The organism is Flavobacterium sp. 5, from assembly GCF_002813295.1.
Classification (GTDB): domain Bacteria; phylum Bacteroidota; class Bacteroidia; order Flavobacteriales; family Flavobacteriaceae; genus Flavobacterium.
In genome coordinates, this window is record NZ_PHUE01000001.1 from 4,764,797 (window position 1) to 4,779,876 (window position 15,080).

The 15,080-nt window shown below is 30.5% G+C and carries 17 protein-coding genes and 1 other RNA gene; 4 read left to right on the forward strand and 14 right to left on the reverse strand.

The genetic code is table 11. The features are described from left to right. Positions 1 to 35 precede the first annotated feature (35 nt). The 3 genes from kdsB to CLU82_RS19965 all read right to left on the reverse strand — a co-directional run bounded on the left by kdsB (position 36) and on the right by CLU82_RS19965 (position 3,172). Entirely contained in the window at positions 36 to 782 is a 747-nt protein-coding gene (gene kdsB, locus CLU82_RS19955; RefSeq protein ID WP_100844754.1) for a 3-deoxy-manno-octulosonate cytidylyltransferase, read from the reverse strand. A 49-nt stretch (positions 783 to 831) separates the two neighbouring features. Then, positions 832 to 1,665, reverse strand: coding sequence for a 4,5-DOPA dioxygenase extradiol (gene ygiD, locus CLU82_RS19960; protein WP_100844755.1), 834 nt, complete (start codon positions 1,663 to 1,665; stop codon positions 832 to 834). An 82-nt stretch (positions 1,666 to 1,747) separates the two neighbouring features. Beyond that, positions 1,748 to 3,172, reverse strand: a complete 1,425-nt coding sequence (locus CLU82_RS19965) for an ATP-dependent RecD-like DNA helicase (RefSeq protein WP_100844756.1) — start codon at positions 3,170 to 3,172, stop codon at positions 1,748 to 1,750. Between the two features lie 141 nt (positions 3,173 to 3,313). Here CLU82_RS19965 and CLU82_RS19970 point away from each other — a divergent pair, with 141 nt between their 5' ends. Then, positions 3,314 to 4,126, forward strand: coding sequence for a DUF3822 family protein (locus CLU82_RS19970; RefSeq protein ID WP_100844757.1), 813 nt, complete (start codon positions 3,314 to 3,316; stop codon positions 4,124 to 4,126). After that, positions 4,123 to 4,725: an RsmD family RNA methyltransferase gene (locus tag CLU82_RS19975; RefSeq protein WP_100844758.1), complete on the forward strand. Its 603-nt coding sequence runs from the start codon at positions 4,123 to 4,125 to the stop codon at positions 4,723 to 4,725. The genes CLU82_RS19970 and CLU82_RS19975 overlap by 4 nt, the downstream gene beginning before the upstream one ends. 26 nt (positions 4,726 to 4,751) lie before the next feature. On the opposite strand, the gene CLU82_RS19980 is transcribed toward CLU82_RS19975, so the two are convergent. The 4 genes from CLU82_RS19980 to rnpB form a co-directional block, all read right to left on the reverse strand. Then, on the reverse strand, positions 4,752 to 5,432 hold the full coding sequence (locus tag CLU82_RS19980; protein ID WP_100844759.1) for a hypothetical protein: 681 nt from the start codon (positions 5,430 to 5,432) through the stop codon (positions 4,752 to 4,754). Positions 5,433 to 5,435: 3 nt separating this feature from the next. Continuing rightward, a complete protein-coding gene (locus CLU82_RS19985; protein WP_100844760.1) occupies positions 5,436 to 5,978 on the reverse strand; it encodes a hypothetical protein in 543 nt (180 codons plus the stop codon). Between the two features lie 52 nt (positions 5,979 to 6,030). After that, complete coding sequence (locus tag CLU82_RS19990; protein ID WP_157813408.1) at positions 6,031 to 7,665, reverse strand: hypothetical protein; 1,635 nt, start codon at positions 7,663 to 7,665, stop codon at positions 6,031 to 6,033. A 310-nt stretch (positions 7,666 to 7,975) separates the two neighbouring features. Continuing rightward, positions 7,976 to 8,303: RNase P RNA component class A (rnpB, locus tag CLU82_RS19995), an RNA gene on the reverse strand. Between the two features lie 121 nt (positions 8,304 to 8,424). Between rnpB and CLU82_RS20000 the strand changes: the two genes are divergently transcribed. After that, the gene (locus CLU82_RS20000) at positions 8,425 to 8,727 is read left to right on the forward strand and encodes a hypothetical protein (protein WP_100844762.1); all 303 of its coding nucleotides are present in this window, start codon (positions 8,425 to 8,427) and stop codon (positions 8,725 to 8,727) included. 19 nt (positions 8,728 to 8,746) lie between these two features. Here the strand turns inward: CLU82_RS20000 and CLU82_RS20005 are convergent, their stop codons facing one another. Continuing rightward, the gene (locus tag CLU82_RS20005; protein ID WP_100844763.1) at positions 8,747 to 9,343 is read right to left on the reverse strand and encodes a 2OG-Fe(II) oxygenase family protein; all 597 of its coding nucleotides are present in this window, start codon (positions 9,341 to 9,343) and stop codon (positions 8,747 to 8,749) included. Positions 9,344 to 9,590: 247 nt separating this feature from the next. Between CLU82_RS20005 and CLU82_RS20010 the strand changes: the two genes are divergently transcribed. After that, entirely contained in the window at positions 9,591 to 10,535 is a 945-nt protein-coding gene (locus tag CLU82_RS20010; RefSeq protein WP_100844764.1) for a hypothetical protein, read from the forward strand. Positions 10,536 to 10,639: 104 nt separating this feature from the next. Here the strand turns inward: CLU82_RS20010 and CLU82_RS20015 are convergent, their stop codons facing one another. From CLU82_RS20015 to CLU82_RS20900, 6 genes are all read right to left on the reverse strand, one after another. Next, positions 10,640 to 12,103, reverse strand: a complete 1,464-nt coding sequence (locus tag CLU82_RS20015; RefSeq protein ID WP_100844765.1) for an AAA family ATPase — start codon at positions 12,101 to 12,103, stop codon at positions 10,640 to 10,642. Between the two features lie 31 nt (positions 12,104 to 12,134). Then, complete coding sequence (locus CLU82_RS20020; protein WP_100844766.1) at positions 12,135 to 13,235, reverse strand: VWA domain-containing protein; 1,101 nt, start codon at positions 13,233 to 13,235, stop codon at positions 12,135 to 12,137. 85 nt (positions 13,236 to 13,320) lie between these two features. Continuing rightward, a complete protein-coding gene (locus tag CLU82_RS20025; RefSeq protein WP_100844767.1) occupies positions 13,321 to 14,109 on the reverse strand; it encodes an META domain-containing protein in 789 nt (262 codons plus the stop codon). Positions 14,110 to 14,127: 18 nt separating this feature from the next. Continuing rightward, positions 14,128 to 14,508: a YchJ family protein gene (locus CLU82_RS20030; RefSeq protein ID WP_100844768.1), complete on the reverse strand. Its 381-nt coding sequence runs from the start codon at positions 14,506 to 14,508 to the stop codon at positions 14,128 to 14,130. A 25-nt stretch (positions 14,509 to 14,533) separates the two neighbouring features. Further along, on the reverse strand, positions 14,534 to 14,755 hold the full coding sequence (locus CLU82_RS20035) for a hypothetical protein (protein WP_100844769.1): 222 nt from the start codon (positions 14,753 to 14,755) through the stop codon (positions 14,534 to 14,536). A gap of 11 nt (positions 14,756 to 14,766) precedes the next feature. Then, a complete protein-coding gene (locus CLU82_RS20900; RefSeq protein WP_198520249.1) occupies positions 14,767 to 14,919 on the reverse strand; it encodes a hypothetical protein in 153 nt (50 codons plus the stop codon). Positions 14,920 to 15,080 lie beyond the last annotated feature (161 nt).

The window sequence follows — 15,080 nt, forward strand, 5'->3', positions numbered from 1 at the left end:
AGATTATATAAGGAGAAACAAATATTAAATTTAGATTAGTTTCTTGATTCTAGAGCAGCTAACATTTTTTTAGCTTTCTCTAAATCTTCTTGAGTATCGATTCCGATTCCAACGTGAGTAGTTTCTATCATTTTGATGCGTTTTCCAAATTCTAAATAACGCAATTGTTCCAGTTTTTCGGATGCTTCCAATGATTTCATTGGCAAACTATAGAAATCCAGTAAAGCTTGTTTTCTAAAAGCGTAAATACCGATGTGCTGCATGTAGCGAACACCTACATTTTTCTCTCTCGGATATGGAATTACAGAACGTGAAAAGTACAATGCAAATTCATTTTGATCTACAACTACTTTTACATTGTTTGGATTATTGATTTCTTCTTCGTTTTTTATTTCTCGCATTAACGAAGCTAAATCAACTTGTTTGGCTGTATCATTTTTAAAAACTTCAATCACTTCTCGCAAAGGCTCAGTGTCTATAAATGGTTCGTCACCTTGCACATTTATTACGATATCTACATCTAGATTTTCAACAGCTTCGGCAATCCTATCACTCCCCGATTCGTGTTCTTTAATACTCATAATGGCTTTTCCACCATTAGTAATAATTTCATTATAAATCAAATCTGAATCGGTTACCACAAAAACATCATCGAATAATTTTGTATTAATTGCTGATTCATAGGTTCTAAGAATTATTGTTTTTCCTCCTAAATCCTGCATTAATTTTGCTGGAAATCGTGTTGATGCGTAACGTGCCGGTATAACTGCTATTATTTTCATTTTATTTATTCTATTTCAATTCTCAAATTTATGTTTTTATAATCTAAAATTAATTCGAAATCCTTACCGAAGTCATACTCAATGACCCTGCGACTAATTTATCATTAAACAGGCTCAATTCCTCTTGTTTTCCTTTCAGTCCCAAAGTATAAATTAGTGGTAAATAATGTTCAGGAGTTGGAATTGATAACTGAAATGCTTTGCTCTGTTTTTCAAAATCAATAAGCGGTTGAAAATTACCATCAAGTAAATAATCATTTATATTCGCTCTGGCTTCAACAGCCCAATCATAACCATAATTATCAGTATTAATGTTTCTAAAATCGACCATCCGCAAGTTATGAATGATATTTCCACTGCCTACGATTAGGATACCTTTGGTACGTAGAGCGCTTAATTTTTGAGCTAATTCAAAATGATATTGACCTGATTTTGTATAATCGATACTCATCTGAATTACAGGAATATCAGCATCTGGATATAAATGTTTAATTACACTCCAAGCACCGTGATCCAAACCCCAATGATGGTCTAATTCTACAACCGTTGGTAATAATAAATCTTGTGTTAATGTAGCTAATTCTGGACTTCCTTCTGGAGAATATTGTACATCAAATAATTCTTGTGGAAATCCTCCAAAATCGTGAATTGTTCTAGGTTTTTCCATAGCCGTCACTTTGGTGCCATTTGTAAACCAATGTGCTGAAATACATAGAATAGCATTTGGCTTGGGCAATGTTTTTGCTATATTTCGAAAACCAGTTACAAACTGATTTTCTTCAATAGCGTTCATTGGACTTCCGTGTCCTAAAAACAAAACAGGCATTTTATCTGTATTCGAAAAAGTGCTTGAAATAGTATGTAAATCGTTTAGTGTATTCATAGGAGTCTTTTTTAGCACGAATTACACAAATTTAAACAAATTAAATCTGTAGTCGCCATTATTAATCTCATTGGGAAGTATATTATTCCACAAAACTATCATCTTTAAATCCTATCAAATATAACTTATTTTTTGCTCTTGTCATAGCCGTGTATAGCCACCTAATATAATCTCTGTCAATACCGTTGGGTAAATAGGGTTGTTCTATAAAGACAGTATTCCATTGCCCTCCTTGCGATTTATGACAGGTAATAGCATAAGAGAACTTAACTTGTAATGCGTTGAAATACTCATTTTCCTTTACTTTCTGAAACTTTTTATATTTGGTTGTTTCGCTTTCATAGTCTTTCATCACTTCTTGGTACAATCTGTTGGACTCTTCGAAAGTTAAAGACGGAGATTCACTTTTTATTGTATCCATCAAAAGTACAGTTTCAAAAGGCTTTTGATCTGGATAATCAATCATTCGGATTTTTACTTTGGCAAATTTAAAACCATATAATTCTTTAATTCCAAACATTTCTAAAACTTCAATTATATCTCCATTGGCAATAAATCCGGCTTCATCTGAGTCTTTTAGCCAAAAATAATTATTCTTAACCACCATCAAGAAATCGCCTGTAGATAACTCACTTTCTTTATCAAGGATTTTGGTTCTAATTTGCTCATTGTATTGATTAGCTCTTTTATTGGAACGAACAATGAAGGCTGTGTCTTCGATACTAAAATTACTATAAGCAGAATGAATAGCATCCTGAATATCGTAGCCATCTACTAATCGCACAATGTCTTTAAATTTTCGAACATTGAACTTGAATTCTGATATAAAACTGTCTTTTAATAATTCTCTCAATTCTGTAGCATTATGTAAAATACCTGAGTTTTCTTCTTGACGCATTACTTCATCGAGTTCGATATATTCGACTTCTTTGTTGTAATTCAATCCCAAAGTGTGAATATCAAGAGCTGGACTTATATCCAAATTTACCGGCGGTAATTGTGCGGTATCTCCCAAAAGAATCATTTTGCAATTGGTTCCTGAATATACATAAGAGATCAAATCATCGAGTAGCGAACCGTTTTCGTATAATTTGGAATCTGAAATAGTATCAGAAATCATCGAGGCTTCATCGACTATAAAAATGGTGTTTTTATGTTTGTTTTGTTGTAAAGTAAATGAAACGCCTCCACCAGAGTTTTTCTTTGGAAAGTATATTTTTTTATGAATGGTAAAAGCCGGTTTGTTCGAATAATTGGCAATTACTTTGGCTGCACGCCCGGTTGGAGCGAGTAAAACATACTTTTTATTAATATCTAATAAACTGTTTACAATTGTCGAAATAACGGTAGTTTTTCCTGTACCTGCATATCCTTTCAAGACAAAAATGGTGTCATCATGAGCATCTGTCAAAAAAATGGCGATTTTTTGAAAAAAAATATCCTGATTATATGTCGGTGCAAAGGGAAATTTTTTCTGTAAAAGGCTATAAAAAGAGGAGGAATTCATTGAGGAATAATTTGATTACAAAGTAAGGCTTTTTCAATATCAATTTCAATGAGAAAGGCAAAAATCAATATTAGGGACAATTTACATTATTATTGATATTGATGTTTAAATTCGTAAGTTTGCATTGTTGAAAAAAATACTATGAATACTAATATAACCGATAAAAAATACAAAAAACTTTCGCTTCAAGTTTCCTTGACGGGACTTTCTTTTTGTAGTTTTGACACGCTTCATAACCGAATTGTGTCCATAAATGAAATTCAGTTTGATACGTTTCATAAATCAACTAAGATTGAGGAATTGTTTTCGGATGCTTTTAAAAATTATCCAGAGTTGAGTGATAGTTATGATGAGATCCAGGTGATTCACAATAATAATCTTTCAACATTTGTGCCTACTGCCCTATTTGATGAAAATTTCCTTGGAAGTTATTTACAGTACAATACCAAAGTTTTTGAAACCGATTTTTTTGCATTTGATGAAATCAATAACTATCAAATGAATGCGGTTTATATTCCTTACGTAAACATCAATAATTTTTTCATAGACCAATTTGGGGCTTTTGATTACAAGCATGCCAATACCATTTTGGTTTCCAAGCTTTTGGATGCTTCTAAAAACAATGATACTAAAAAAATGATTGTTCATTTTAATCCTGGACATTTTGAGATTATTGTCATTCAGAATCAAAAACTGCTTTTATTCAATTCATTCGAATACAAAACTCCAGAGGATTTTATTTATTACTTGCTTTTTACAGCAGAACAATTGAATATGAATCCCGAAAGTTTTAGACTTGAATTATTAGGAGCAATTTCTGAAGAAGATGATTTTTATAACATCGCTTTCAAATACATTCGAAATGTATCCTTTCTTGATGTAACTGATTTACAAAAAAATAACGCCTTTTCAGCAGGGCAAAATCTGCAACATTTTATACTTTTTAACTCATGAGAATCATATCTGGAAAATACAAAGGAAGACGCATTTTTCCGCCAAAAGGCTTACCCGTTCGACCTACAACCGATATGAGTAAAGAAGCATTGTTTAATGTTTTGAACAACCATTTTAGTTTTGAAGGTTTGAAAGTACTGGATTTGTTTTCTGGAACAGGAAATATAAGTTATGAGTTTGCTTCAAGAGGAAGTTCTCCAATAACCTCTGTCGATGGAGATTTTGGTTGTGTGAAATTCATCAAACAAGTCGCTGCTGAATATGATTTTAATATTGCAGCTACCAAAAGTGATGTGTTTGCTTTTATAGAAAAAAGTAAAACAACTTACGATATTATTTTTGCGGATCCTCCTTATGGTTTAGATCAAAAAATATTTGAAAAGATTGTTCTGTCTATTTTCGAAAAAGGATTACTCAATGAGGAAGGTATGATGATTATAGAACATTCTAAATATACCAAACTAGATCACTTGATAAATTTCTCTTTCCAGAAAAGTTATGGGGGATCTATTTTTAGCTTCTTTGAATTGGATGGAGCAATTGAGGAAGAAATAGATGATGAATCAAATAAAAAAAGTACTGAAGACGACGAAGATTAATACAAAAGAAACCTGAACTTAAATATTTATTTTAAAGGATCAGGTTTTGTTATTTTTACAGGTTCTGGATTTGTTTTGATTCCAAAATAATAGTTAAAACCTAGCCCAAGAACATTATTTGTATTGACAATTTCTCCATTGTGACTTAATTGATTCAAAGCTTTCCCCATATCAACATTTTGATAATAAATATTTACACAAAATGAATCTGTATTATTGCTAGAAATACTAAAATCAACTCCAATTCCAATTCCTAATGAATGTTGCCAATCAGTAATTGTTTCTTTGGTAGTAGTTTTTACATCTTTTGAATTTATAGTTGTAAATTCTCCAACGGCGGTAACTTTAGAAAAGGTATATTTTGGCAATATAACTAAAAAACTATTGCGTTGTCCATCATTACCAATACAAATCTTAGGACAGAAATTAAAATTTAAAGCTGAAGCAGTACTACTAAAAACACTTATTAATTGTCCTTGACTACCATAGTTAGTTTTATTCTGATTTGTTCCATAAAAGTAACTAATATCTATTTCGGGTTTAATAAATCTATTAATTTTAAATTCAGTTCCGCCATCAACACCAACAAAAAGTGATTTCTCAAATCCACTGTATAAATACCCTGCGGCACCAATATAAGGTCTAACGATTTGTGCTTTTGCATTCAATGAAATCGCAAGAAATATAATAAAAACTATTTTTTTCATAATTTATTTTCCAATTACCCAACCTAATGAAAAACCAAGAACTGGTACAAAACCGCTATCATTAGAATTACTACTTACGTTATATCCAGCTCCCATATTAAGCCCGAGATTAAAATTACTTCTATAAGTTCGTTCAAATCCCCATACAGTACCTATAGTAAATGAACTTTCTAAAGAAGAAAGAGCATCATTTGTTGAAATAGCTTTGAATCTATAATCTGAATGTAAAGCAACAAATCCTCCAGAATTGTGAACTGTAACTTTTCCTTTCGAAGTTCTTCTATCTAAATTATAATAATGACGAAATTGTTCTGTGATTGTTGGGTAAAAAGACCATTCCGAACCATAATAATCATTATTTCTGTAACCTATTCCAAAACTAATTTCTGAATAAAGTGTGTTTTTTGTTGTAAAACCATGTTCATAAACGAAACCTGGTAATAAGATGTTTATTTTAAATTGATTTTTTTCAACAGATGGAGAGTCTTGAGAATACAAATTCGAAAATATTATCAAGTTTAATAAAACATATGCATATTTTTTCATAGAAAAATTTTTAAAATTTTCTTGCCAAATTAATTTGGCAAGAAAATAAAGTTTATTTGATTTTATCAGTTACTAATCTGCGTCCTTTCCATTGTCCATTGTGCAAAGCTGCTGCATAAATATCTGCTGTAACATTAGAATATGCCGTTGACCCCTTTAATCCTTTGAGATAATCAGCCGTATCCTTATAATCTGATTTCCATGTCAAAAGAAAATTACTGTCAAAATAATGAGTTATGGCATTATCGTCATTATTTGTCCATTTTACACCCATTGTAGCAAAAGTTACTTTATTACTAAATGGAACAGCCTTTAAAATATTATATTTTAAATTTTCAGAATCCAAACTTTTTTGTAATTCTGCTTTAGCAGGATTAAGGTTCGATAAAGAATTAGCTATTACTCTAAGTCCTTGATCGAAAAGCTTATTTGCTTGTGGATCAGATATTGTAAAATCATTATTAAATATATAAATATCAACAACATTTTGATTACTATCTGTACTAAATGGCCAACCAGGATTATCTGTGGGTAGCGTTGGTATAACTTGCCCAGTTTGATTATATTTTACTCCTTTATATTCATAATAAACAGTTGGACCACTTACATATAAAACATTATTAAACATAGGTACATTAAATTTATAATCATATTGTATGTTGTTGATACCAAGTTCAATTTGTTCCGCATAAGATTTTTGCCAACCAGAGATCCCTAAAATTTTGACTCTTTTTTGAAAACGAACACTACAACCAATTGAACTAAATATATAATAATTTTGATTCCAAAAACTTGTTTTCACTCTTTTATTATCATCGTAATAATCTTCATCGGATTCTGTTTCTCCAAATATTTTTTCAAAAAATCCTTGTTTTTGTATTGTACAAATTTCTAAGTTTTGCTTAATCAATCTTGGAGAAGGTGGTGTTGGAAAAGTTAGTCTTGGGACTGGAGGAATAGGGATACCACTATCATCATTTCCACCTCCACAATTTCCTGCTGGGATAAATAGCATTATTCCAGTACTAACTTCTGTTAATTCAGAAATTACTTTATTGGTAGTAGATTTCATAAATATTTCAGGGCAAGGTACTGGTCTATTGGTAATTTGAATTTTCCTTGAAGTTGAACTTAATTTATTTAAATAATTATTTAATTTTTGTTGATCTTTAATTAGACAAAAATACATTCCCATTTCAGTATATTTATATAAACTATCACCAACATATATTTCTCTATCTTCATTTAAAAGAGCTGCAAATGAAGGATCAGGAATTAGTTCATCATCAAATTCAATTTCAGCATCGGACTCTGAAGATTTAGAGGCAAGACCAAACTCTAAATTCCTTTTCTGAATTCTATCCTTTTTTCGTGCTAAAAACTGCTGAATATTTTCTGTGTCATTTTCATCAAAAATCGGCGTTAATGGTTTAAAACCTTCACTTTGAATTTTTCGTATTTTATTATTAAATTCATTTTGATTTTCAATATTAACTTTGTATGAATTTAAAATATTCTTTAAAGCAGTTTTATTTTGTAATTTAATTGTCCCATCTTGTATTTCTAGATCTGAAAGATTGTTATTTTGATTCTTAATTTCTAGATCTGTAGTATTTTCACAACTTGACAATATTGTCAAAAAAATTGTTGCAATTAAAATTGTATGTAATTTTATGTAATTCATCATTTTTTTTAAAATTATTTATAAATTATTTTATTATATGATGTGGTATTTTTTATTTCGAATATTTAGAAGTGCTGTTTTGGAACACTTCAAAATTCTCAAAAATTAACTTAGGTTTACCTCTATTGATTAAATATTTCATTTATTTTTTTAACAAGAATTTTGCCAAAAATAAGAATTAAAATGAATAATATTACAATAATTATATGTTTAAAAAAAACATAATAGTTCTATACGTTTTTTTAAACATATGTATATATACAAATGTATTAACAATGGGACAAGAATTATATTATCAAAAAAGGATTTTTTAAGAAAAAGCAGACCTATAAGCCGGATTCTGTTCTCGTTATTACTAACGATACCTTATCATTTATCTAGACTTATAATTACTCATAAGCTCAAGCTATCTACCCTTCAACAACGGACGAGAAGCCCTTAAATGCTGATATACTTGATATTTCACCGCATAGAGTTTACCTGGTTTCACTACAGCATTACCTGTACATACTTTCTGTTGCACTTGTCCTAATTTCGATTGCTCGAAACCGACGGGGGTTACCCGCTATGCTTCTCTATGGTGTCCGGACTTTCCTCCCTCCCGTCCATAAAGACGAGACGACGATAAGGCGGTCTGCGGTGCAAATCTACAATATTAATTAGGGCTTGACAAGAATTACACTTTTACTTTAACAATACTTTTACAACAGTTTAGAAATAAAACAGTTACCTTTAATTAAAACTATTTATTCTTTATTTATCATGAAACCAACCTATCATTATACCACTGTTTTAGAAGCTCTAGAAGATTTAAAAGAAAAAGGTTTTCTTCATGATTTTAATCTTCATTATGAAATTATTATCGCCAATCCTCAGGATTATGCAGTAGAACATGTATATCGTTATGAAGGGGATTCCGACCCAGATGAAGAATCGGTAGTTTATGGTATAGTTTCTATTGCAGGAGTAAAAGGAGTATTTGTTTCTGGTTTTTCGGCAAATTCAGATAATGAAGCTTCACAAGTTTTAGAGAATTTATACATACAAAGCAACAGAAAATCATAGTTTTAGAAATAAAGTAATACTAATAATCACTCTTGAGCCAGCCAGTAATACTCATTCTTGTATTTTGAGTGACCAAAACCTCATGTACAAGTTCATCACTTTTAAAAAAAACTGTTTTACCTTGAGTTGGACTTATTTTTTGATTGTTATTCAATTGATGAATGAGCAACTCTCCTCCATCACTTTCTTGCCAATCACTATTTAAATAACTAATCATAGAGTATTTTCGGCTTGGGTTATTTTTGAATTGATCCAAATGCTTTAAATAAAAATCTCCAGTTTCATATAGTGAATAATGAAATTCATAACCAGTGATTCCAGCATAACAACTTTCATTGAGATAGCTTATAAATGCTTCTATTTGCAGAAAAAATTCATTTTCGAATTGATTGTTGTGTTTTTTATCCAGCCAATAAATTGAATCACTGCGAATGGCGCCATTAAATGCAAGCTTTTCAGAATTTCCAATTCCAGCCATAGCTAATTTGCTATTATCATTTAATGTTTTTAAGTTCTGTTTTAGGTTATTAGCCAAATCATTACTTAAAAAATGTTCCGATATTCCTACTCTATTTTCTATATAAGTCGAAATTAAAGTCTCAAAATTATTTATCATATCCTATTGTGAAGGAATGAAAATTGTTCCAACGGGACAAGGTAGACTAATTAAAATCGGTAACGCGATTTCTTAAATTTAAAATTAAGGAATGTTTTTTATACTCAATTTTTTAATAATACATCGAAACAGTAAATAACAGGGATTAAAACCACAATTTCGACGTTTAAAAGCATTACATAATCAATTGAAAATCAGTTAATTTTAATTAAATTTATTTGATTTTTAACTAAAAATATAAATAAACATGAAAAAAGAAATTACTATTGTATTGATGATTGCAACCTGCATCACTTACTCTCAAAAAAAGTCAAATGGAACTATATATGTTGAACATCCCGCAATAACAACTGTAGAGGCTTTTACACAAGCATTTGTTAGTGGTGATGCTGATAAAGTAGCCAGTTATTTAACTGATGATTTTAAATACTATAGTGGCACTTCGACAAACAAGGATGATAAAGGAATGGATAAAGCAGCTTTTTTAAAAAATGTTAAATCATGGAAAGATTATATTGATTATTTGAGTATTAAACGTTCTAAAGGTGCTTATCCTGATGCACTCGAATATAAAGATGATAATCAAAAAGATGTGGTTTGGGTTCAGACATGGGAAGATGTAAAAGGTGTTGATAAAGAAACAGGTGTAAAAATTGACAGACCTCTTCATCGTTTATATACTGTAGATAAAAATAATAAAATCAAAATGTTGATTAACTATTCTACTAGTACTGTAAATGATGAAATTAATCAAAGTTTAACTGAAAGAACCAATGGTCAAATCTTCAATCATCATGAATATATAAATTCTGTTAGAAAAAGTGTTCATGCTTTTGAAAATAAAGATTTTGATAAAGCATATAGTTTTTTTGATGACAAAGCTATTTTCTATGATATTAATTCGCCCGATAATGATAAAGGAGCAACTTTGGCTGAACAGAAAGAAATGGATAAAAAAATGTTCGAATCTTTTGATTTAATTAGTATTGATCAAGTTGGGTATCCAGATTATCTACATTATGAATTAGAAGACGCAAGAGTGGTTCAATCTTGGTGGAAGATTAGATTAATTCGAAAATCAGATAAAAAAAATATAACATTACCAATGATGTTCATTGATACTTTTAATGATAAAGGAAAAATAACATCGGAAATAGCCTATTATAGCCAAAAAGTATTGGAAGTAAAATAATATAGTATGGTAAGGTCCCCAAAAATAGATAAGCTAAAAAAAGGGATTAACCTTTTTAAATAAAGTTAATCCCTTTTTATTATTGACTATAGATTAAAATATTTTTATAATCTGCTTATATAACTACCGAATGTATCTTTAAATTGATAACCTTCAGAAAATCTATCTTTGCTCAGTTTCTTGTATTCTACCAATCCCCAAAGAACAAATTCTTTCATAAAATAAGTGTCTTCTTTTGGTAAATCGGGCTGATATTTTTTTATTAATTTATCCAAAGGAGTTATACTGTCCAGAATAGATTTATAATCGGCATCGGTACAATCGTCTAATAATTCAAAACCACTTTCTGTAAAAAACCAATCTAATAAATCAGAATAAGCTGTTTTTTGATCTTGCTTTTCTAATTTTTCAATTTTAGGGAAATAAGCTGGGAAAAAAGTACGGATTGCATCTCCAATTAAGTGTTGTGCTACAACTGCAGCTCCTTCCTGTTCTCCCTCATAAACTAATTCTACTTTACCAGTAATCGATGGAATGATTCCCATAAAATCTGACAAACGTAATGTTGTATGTTCTGATCCCAATCGTAAAGCACGTCGTTCCGCAGTACTCAATAAATTTTCGTAAGCAGTTATGCTTAAACGAGCACTCACTCCACTTTTATTATCAATAAATTCACTTTCTCTAGCTTCAAAACTGATTTGTTCTAATAAATCCTTGGCCAAAGAAGGAATATGTACTAAATCGACCTGGTTTGAATCCAACTTAGCTTCTTGAGTCGTAATAGTTCGCGCATTTTTGATGGTTTCCGGATAATGTGTCAGGATTTGTGAGCCAATTCTATCTTTAAGCGGTGTTACTATACTGCCTCTATTAGTATAATCTTCGGGATTTGCAGTAAACACAAACTGCATATCAAGAGGCATTCTTAATTTAAACCCTCTAATTTGTATATCACCTTCTTGCAGGATATTAAATAAAGCTACTTGAATACGAGCTTGAAGATCGGGCAATTCATTAATGACAAAAATACAACGGTTGGCTCTTGGAATCATTCCAAAATGAATCACTCGGTCATCGGCGTAAGACAACTTTAAATTTGCTGCTTTTATAGGATCTACATCACCAATTAAATCGGCGACAGTTACATCTGGAGTTGCAAGTTTCTCGAAAAATCGATCGCTTCGGTGTAACCATGAAATTGGAGTATCATCGCCTTTATCTGTAATGATATCTTTTGCAAAACGGGATAACGGCTGAAATGGATCATCATTTATTTCGGAACCAGTTACAAATGGGATATACTCATCCAATAACTCAACCATTTTACGTGCTAATCTTGTTTTTGCCTGACCACGAAGTCCTAATAAATTAATATTATGGCGAGATAATATAGCTCGCTCCAACTCAGGAATAACAGTGTTTTCAAAACCATGTATTCCTTCAAAAGTGGGTAATCCTGATTTAATTTTCTCTCTTAAATTATGACGTAATTCGTCTTTGATTCCTTTAGTTTCATATCCAGATTTTCTTAATTCTCCTAATGTCTTTATATTTTCAATTTCCATTAACTATAGTGTTTAAATTGTCGAAGGTTATTTAATTCGTTTCATAATCTTGAAAAATCATTTCACCCAAACCTTTTAAGCCAGTATAAAAAGCCTTTCCTTGATTTGCTTCTGTAAAATGGTCTACAAATTTTTGCAAATAAGGATCATTAGCGATCATAAAAGTGGTTATCGGGATATGTAGTTTTCTTGCTTGTTGAGCCTGAGTATAGCATTTATCTACGATGTATTGATCCAAGCCATTACTGTTCATGTAATATGAGCCATCTTTCTCTATTACACAGCTGGGTTTTCCATCGGTAATCATGAAAATTTGCTTATTAGTATTTTTTTTTCGTCTCAGCAAATCCATTGCCAATTGTAAACCAGCAACGGTATTGGTGTGATAAGGACCAACTTTTAAATATGGTAAATCCTGAATAGTAATCTTCCAGGCATCATTTCCAAAAACTAATATGTCCAGTGTATCTTTGGGATAACGAGTAGTTATTAATTCGGCCAAGGCCATAGCTACTTTTTTTGCTGGAGTAATTCGATCTTCACCATAAAGGATCATACTGTGACTTATATCAATCATCAGAACTGTACTCATTTGAGATTTATACTGAGTTTCTTCAACAACTAAATCATTTTCGGTAAGAATAAAATCGGCTACACCATTATTTATTTGGGCATTTCGTAAACTTTCTGTAAGCGAAATACGTTCTAAACCATCTCCAAAATGAAACTCCCGAAACTCTCCTGTATGTTCGTCACCATTACCTACGTGCTTTGTTTTGTGATTACCTGTCCCTGATTTTTTTAAATTTCCAAAAATAGTATCCAAAGCTTGTTGTCTAATGGCACGCTCTGTTTTTGCAGTTATTCCGGTCCCAGATGTTCCGTCATCTTTGAGTTCTTCTCGGATGTATCCTTTTTTCTTTAAATCCTCAATAAAGTCATCGATAGTATAGGATGAATCAGTTAGTTTGTATTCTTTGTCCAATTCGCGTAACCAATTGATAGCTTCATCAAAATCACCAGAAGTGTGCGTGATAAGTTCCTTGAAAATAGCAAAGAGTTTATCAAATGGTGATTGAAATGGAGCTTCGTAAGTCTTAAAATAAAATCCTTTTTTAACTGTATCGTTCATAAATATAAATTTAGATTATTTTTAAATGAACGAGCAACAAACAATTTATAATTTTAAGTTAAAAGGTAGTGTGAAAAATGAACTATTAATCTACTTTTCTGAAAACCAATTCACTTCCAGATGGGTTAGCAAGTGTTAATCGTAAATTTTCAACTTTATAATTAGTAGTACTTTGCAAAGCTTTTAGAAAAATAGCTTCTTTGTTATTTTCTCTACAAGCCATTTCAGTAGTTACAACATTAGTAAATCGAAGTAATCCTTTTTCGAAAAAAATACTCCCTCCCATTTTATTGCAACCTGAAAATCCCATAAATGTATTGGTAGTACTGTTTATTTCAAGATTGGGTAATTCTTTTGTGAAGTTCTCTACAGTAACATTTTCTCCATTAAGTTTTTCTAAAACCCAAATATCATGCAAACGAGGATCGGTAATATAATTTCCGCACCCTAATAAATGTATTGATTGATTTTTTTTTAGAATTTCTATTTGAACTGAATAAGAAGATTTATCACCTGACATCTTATTTACGCATTCTTGTTGCATGATTTGGATTGTCATAGTGCCTGCTTCTGTAGAAACTTGATACATTTTGACATTAGCATCTATACCACGAATTGGTTCAACATGGTTACCATTCAAAGCTTCATAACCTTGTTTCGAAGAAGCAAATTCAATAGTTTTTTCAGATATTTTTAAACTCCAATCGGGTTCATTTCCATTTGCCCTAAAATAAATTCCCTTTTCTAAATTTTCTATTTGCTGTTTATATGCAAAAGTAGGTTCATTATTTTCAACTATTTTTGGAGCTGATGAATTTGTTTTACAACAAATGAAAAACAAAGCGATTACTAGTAATTGAATTGCTTTTTTCATAATCTTTTGTATTTACATTTATTTAAACTTTCCATCTACATAAAACCAAATGTCATTTTCCTTTTTAAAGTTAGAAAATTCATAATGTACTTGACTTACATTATTCTCGTCTTTAAAATAAGCTTTAAATTCTACTGTATTTTCGGTAGCCGAAATAATTTCAAGTTTTTGCCATTGATTGGAAGTAGCCCATTTTAAAATTTCCTCTCGGGAATAATGTTTTCTTTCAGAACTGTGTGTAGTTGCTAATAAATAATCTGCCTGATGTGTTGCATAGGCGGAATATCTAGATTTCATTAAAGCTAAAGCTGTTGGAACTTTTTGAATTCCATTGATATAAAGATTACAACACACATCAAAAGGTTTAGCAGCACCACAATAGCAATTTTCAGAAGCCATAATTGTATAAAATTAATTTTGAAATTTACTGAAGTGAAACAATTTTTTGTTGTAGTTGATTTAATAACACTTGAAATTTACTAATTTCTCTTAGTTCTTCATCTTCATCAGTATGATCTAAAATTTCGTCTAATTCCTCGCTAACTTCCACCAATTTATTATTAGCTTCTTTTGCATTTTTAACTGCAATCAAGTCAATTATTTCTTGAACTCCGTTTTTTAATTCGTCAAATTTAGTTACATCCATTATAAAAATAATTAGTCATTTTCTGAAGCTTTATCTTCATTAAATTTTTTAGTAATCTGTTTTAATTTTTCTTTACGATCCCTTTCTGCTTGTTTGGCTTTATTCTGAGCCTTATGCAGTTTATCGTTGTGTTTTTTTATATTTCCTTCGTTATTTCTACTCATAATGTTTATGTATTATATTTCAATTTAAAATAAAAAAGATATTAGAAAATGCAAATTTCGACTTTATTATTGAAAGGATTGCTATTTTACTTTAACAAACAAAAGTCTTCATATCTACTACCAATCAAAATTTCGGTTATTTTTTTTCGTTTAAATGCTAT

What these genes read in the sequence shown, in the direction of transcription:
- kdsB (WP_100844754.1), bottom strand. Translation starts at nt 782, where the DNA reads ATGAAAATAATAGCAGTTATACCGGCACGTTACGCATCAACACGATTT.
- ygiD (WP_100844755.1), bottom strand. Translation starts at nt 1,665, where the DNA reads ATGAATACACTAAACGATTTACATACTATTTCAAGCACTTTTTCGAAT.
- CLU82_RS19965 (WP_100844756.1), bottom strand. Translation starts at nt 3,172, where the DNA reads ATGAATTCCTCCTCTTTTTATAGCCTTTTACAGAAAAAATTTCCCTTT.
- CLU82_RS19970 (WP_100844757.1), top strand. Translation starts at nt 3,314, where the DNA reads ATGAATACTAATATAACCGATAAAAAATACAAAAAACTTTCGCTTCAA.
- CLU82_RS19975 (WP_100844758.1), top strand. Translation starts at nt 4,123, where the DNA reads ATGAGAATCATATCTGGAAAATACAAAGGAAGACGCATTTTTCCGCCA.
- CLU82_RS19980 (WP_100844759.1), bottom strand. Translation starts at nt 5,432, where the DNA reads ATGAAAAAAATAGTTTTTATTATATTTCTTGCGATTTCATTGAATGCA.
- CLU82_RS19985 (WP_100844760.1), bottom strand. Translation starts at nt 5,978, where the DNA reads ATGAAAAAATATGCATATGTTTTATTAAACTTGATAATATTTTCGAAT.
- CLU82_RS19990 (WP_157813408.1), bottom strand. Translation starts at nt 7,665, where the DNA reads ATGATGAATTACATAAAATTACATACAATTTTAATTGCAACAATTTTT.
- CLU82_RS20000 (WP_100844762.1), top strand. Translation starts at nt 8,425, where the DNA reads ATGAAACCAACCTATCATTATACCACTGTTTTAGAAGCTCTAGAAGAT.
- CLU82_RS20005 (WP_100844763.1), bottom strand. Translation starts at nt 9,343, where the DNA reads ATGATAAATAATTTTGAGACTTTAATTTCGACTTATATAGAAAATAGA.
- CLU82_RS20010 (WP_100844764.1), top strand. Translation starts at nt 9,591, where the DNA reads ATGAAAAAAGAAATTACTATTGTATTGATGATTGCAACCTGCATCACT.
- CLU82_RS20015 (WP_100844765.1), bottom strand. Translation starts at nt 12,103, where the DNA reads ATGGAAATTGAAAATATAAAGACATTAGGAGAATTAAGAAAATCTGGA.
- CLU82_RS20020 (WP_100844766.1), bottom strand. Translation starts at nt 13,235, where the DNA reads ATGAACGATACAGTTAAAAAAGGATTTTATTTTAAGACTTACGAAGCT.
- CLU82_RS20025 (WP_100844767.1), bottom strand. Translation starts at nt 14,109, where the DNA reads ATGAAAAAAGCAATTCAATTACTAGTAATCGCTTTGTTTTTCATTTGT.
- CLU82_RS20030 (WP_100844768.1), bottom strand. Translation starts at nt 14,508, where the DNA reads ATGGCTTCTGAAAATTGCTATTGTGGTGCTGCTAAACCTTTTGATGTG.
- CLU82_RS20035 (WP_100844769.1), bottom strand. Translation starts at nt 14,755, where the DNA reads ATGGATGTAACTAAATTTGACGAATTAAAAAACGGAGTTCAAGAAATA.
- CLU82_RS20900 (WP_198520249.1), bottom strand. Translation starts at nt 14,919, where the DNA reads ATGAGTAGAAATAACGAAGGAAATATAAAAAAACACAACGATAAACTG.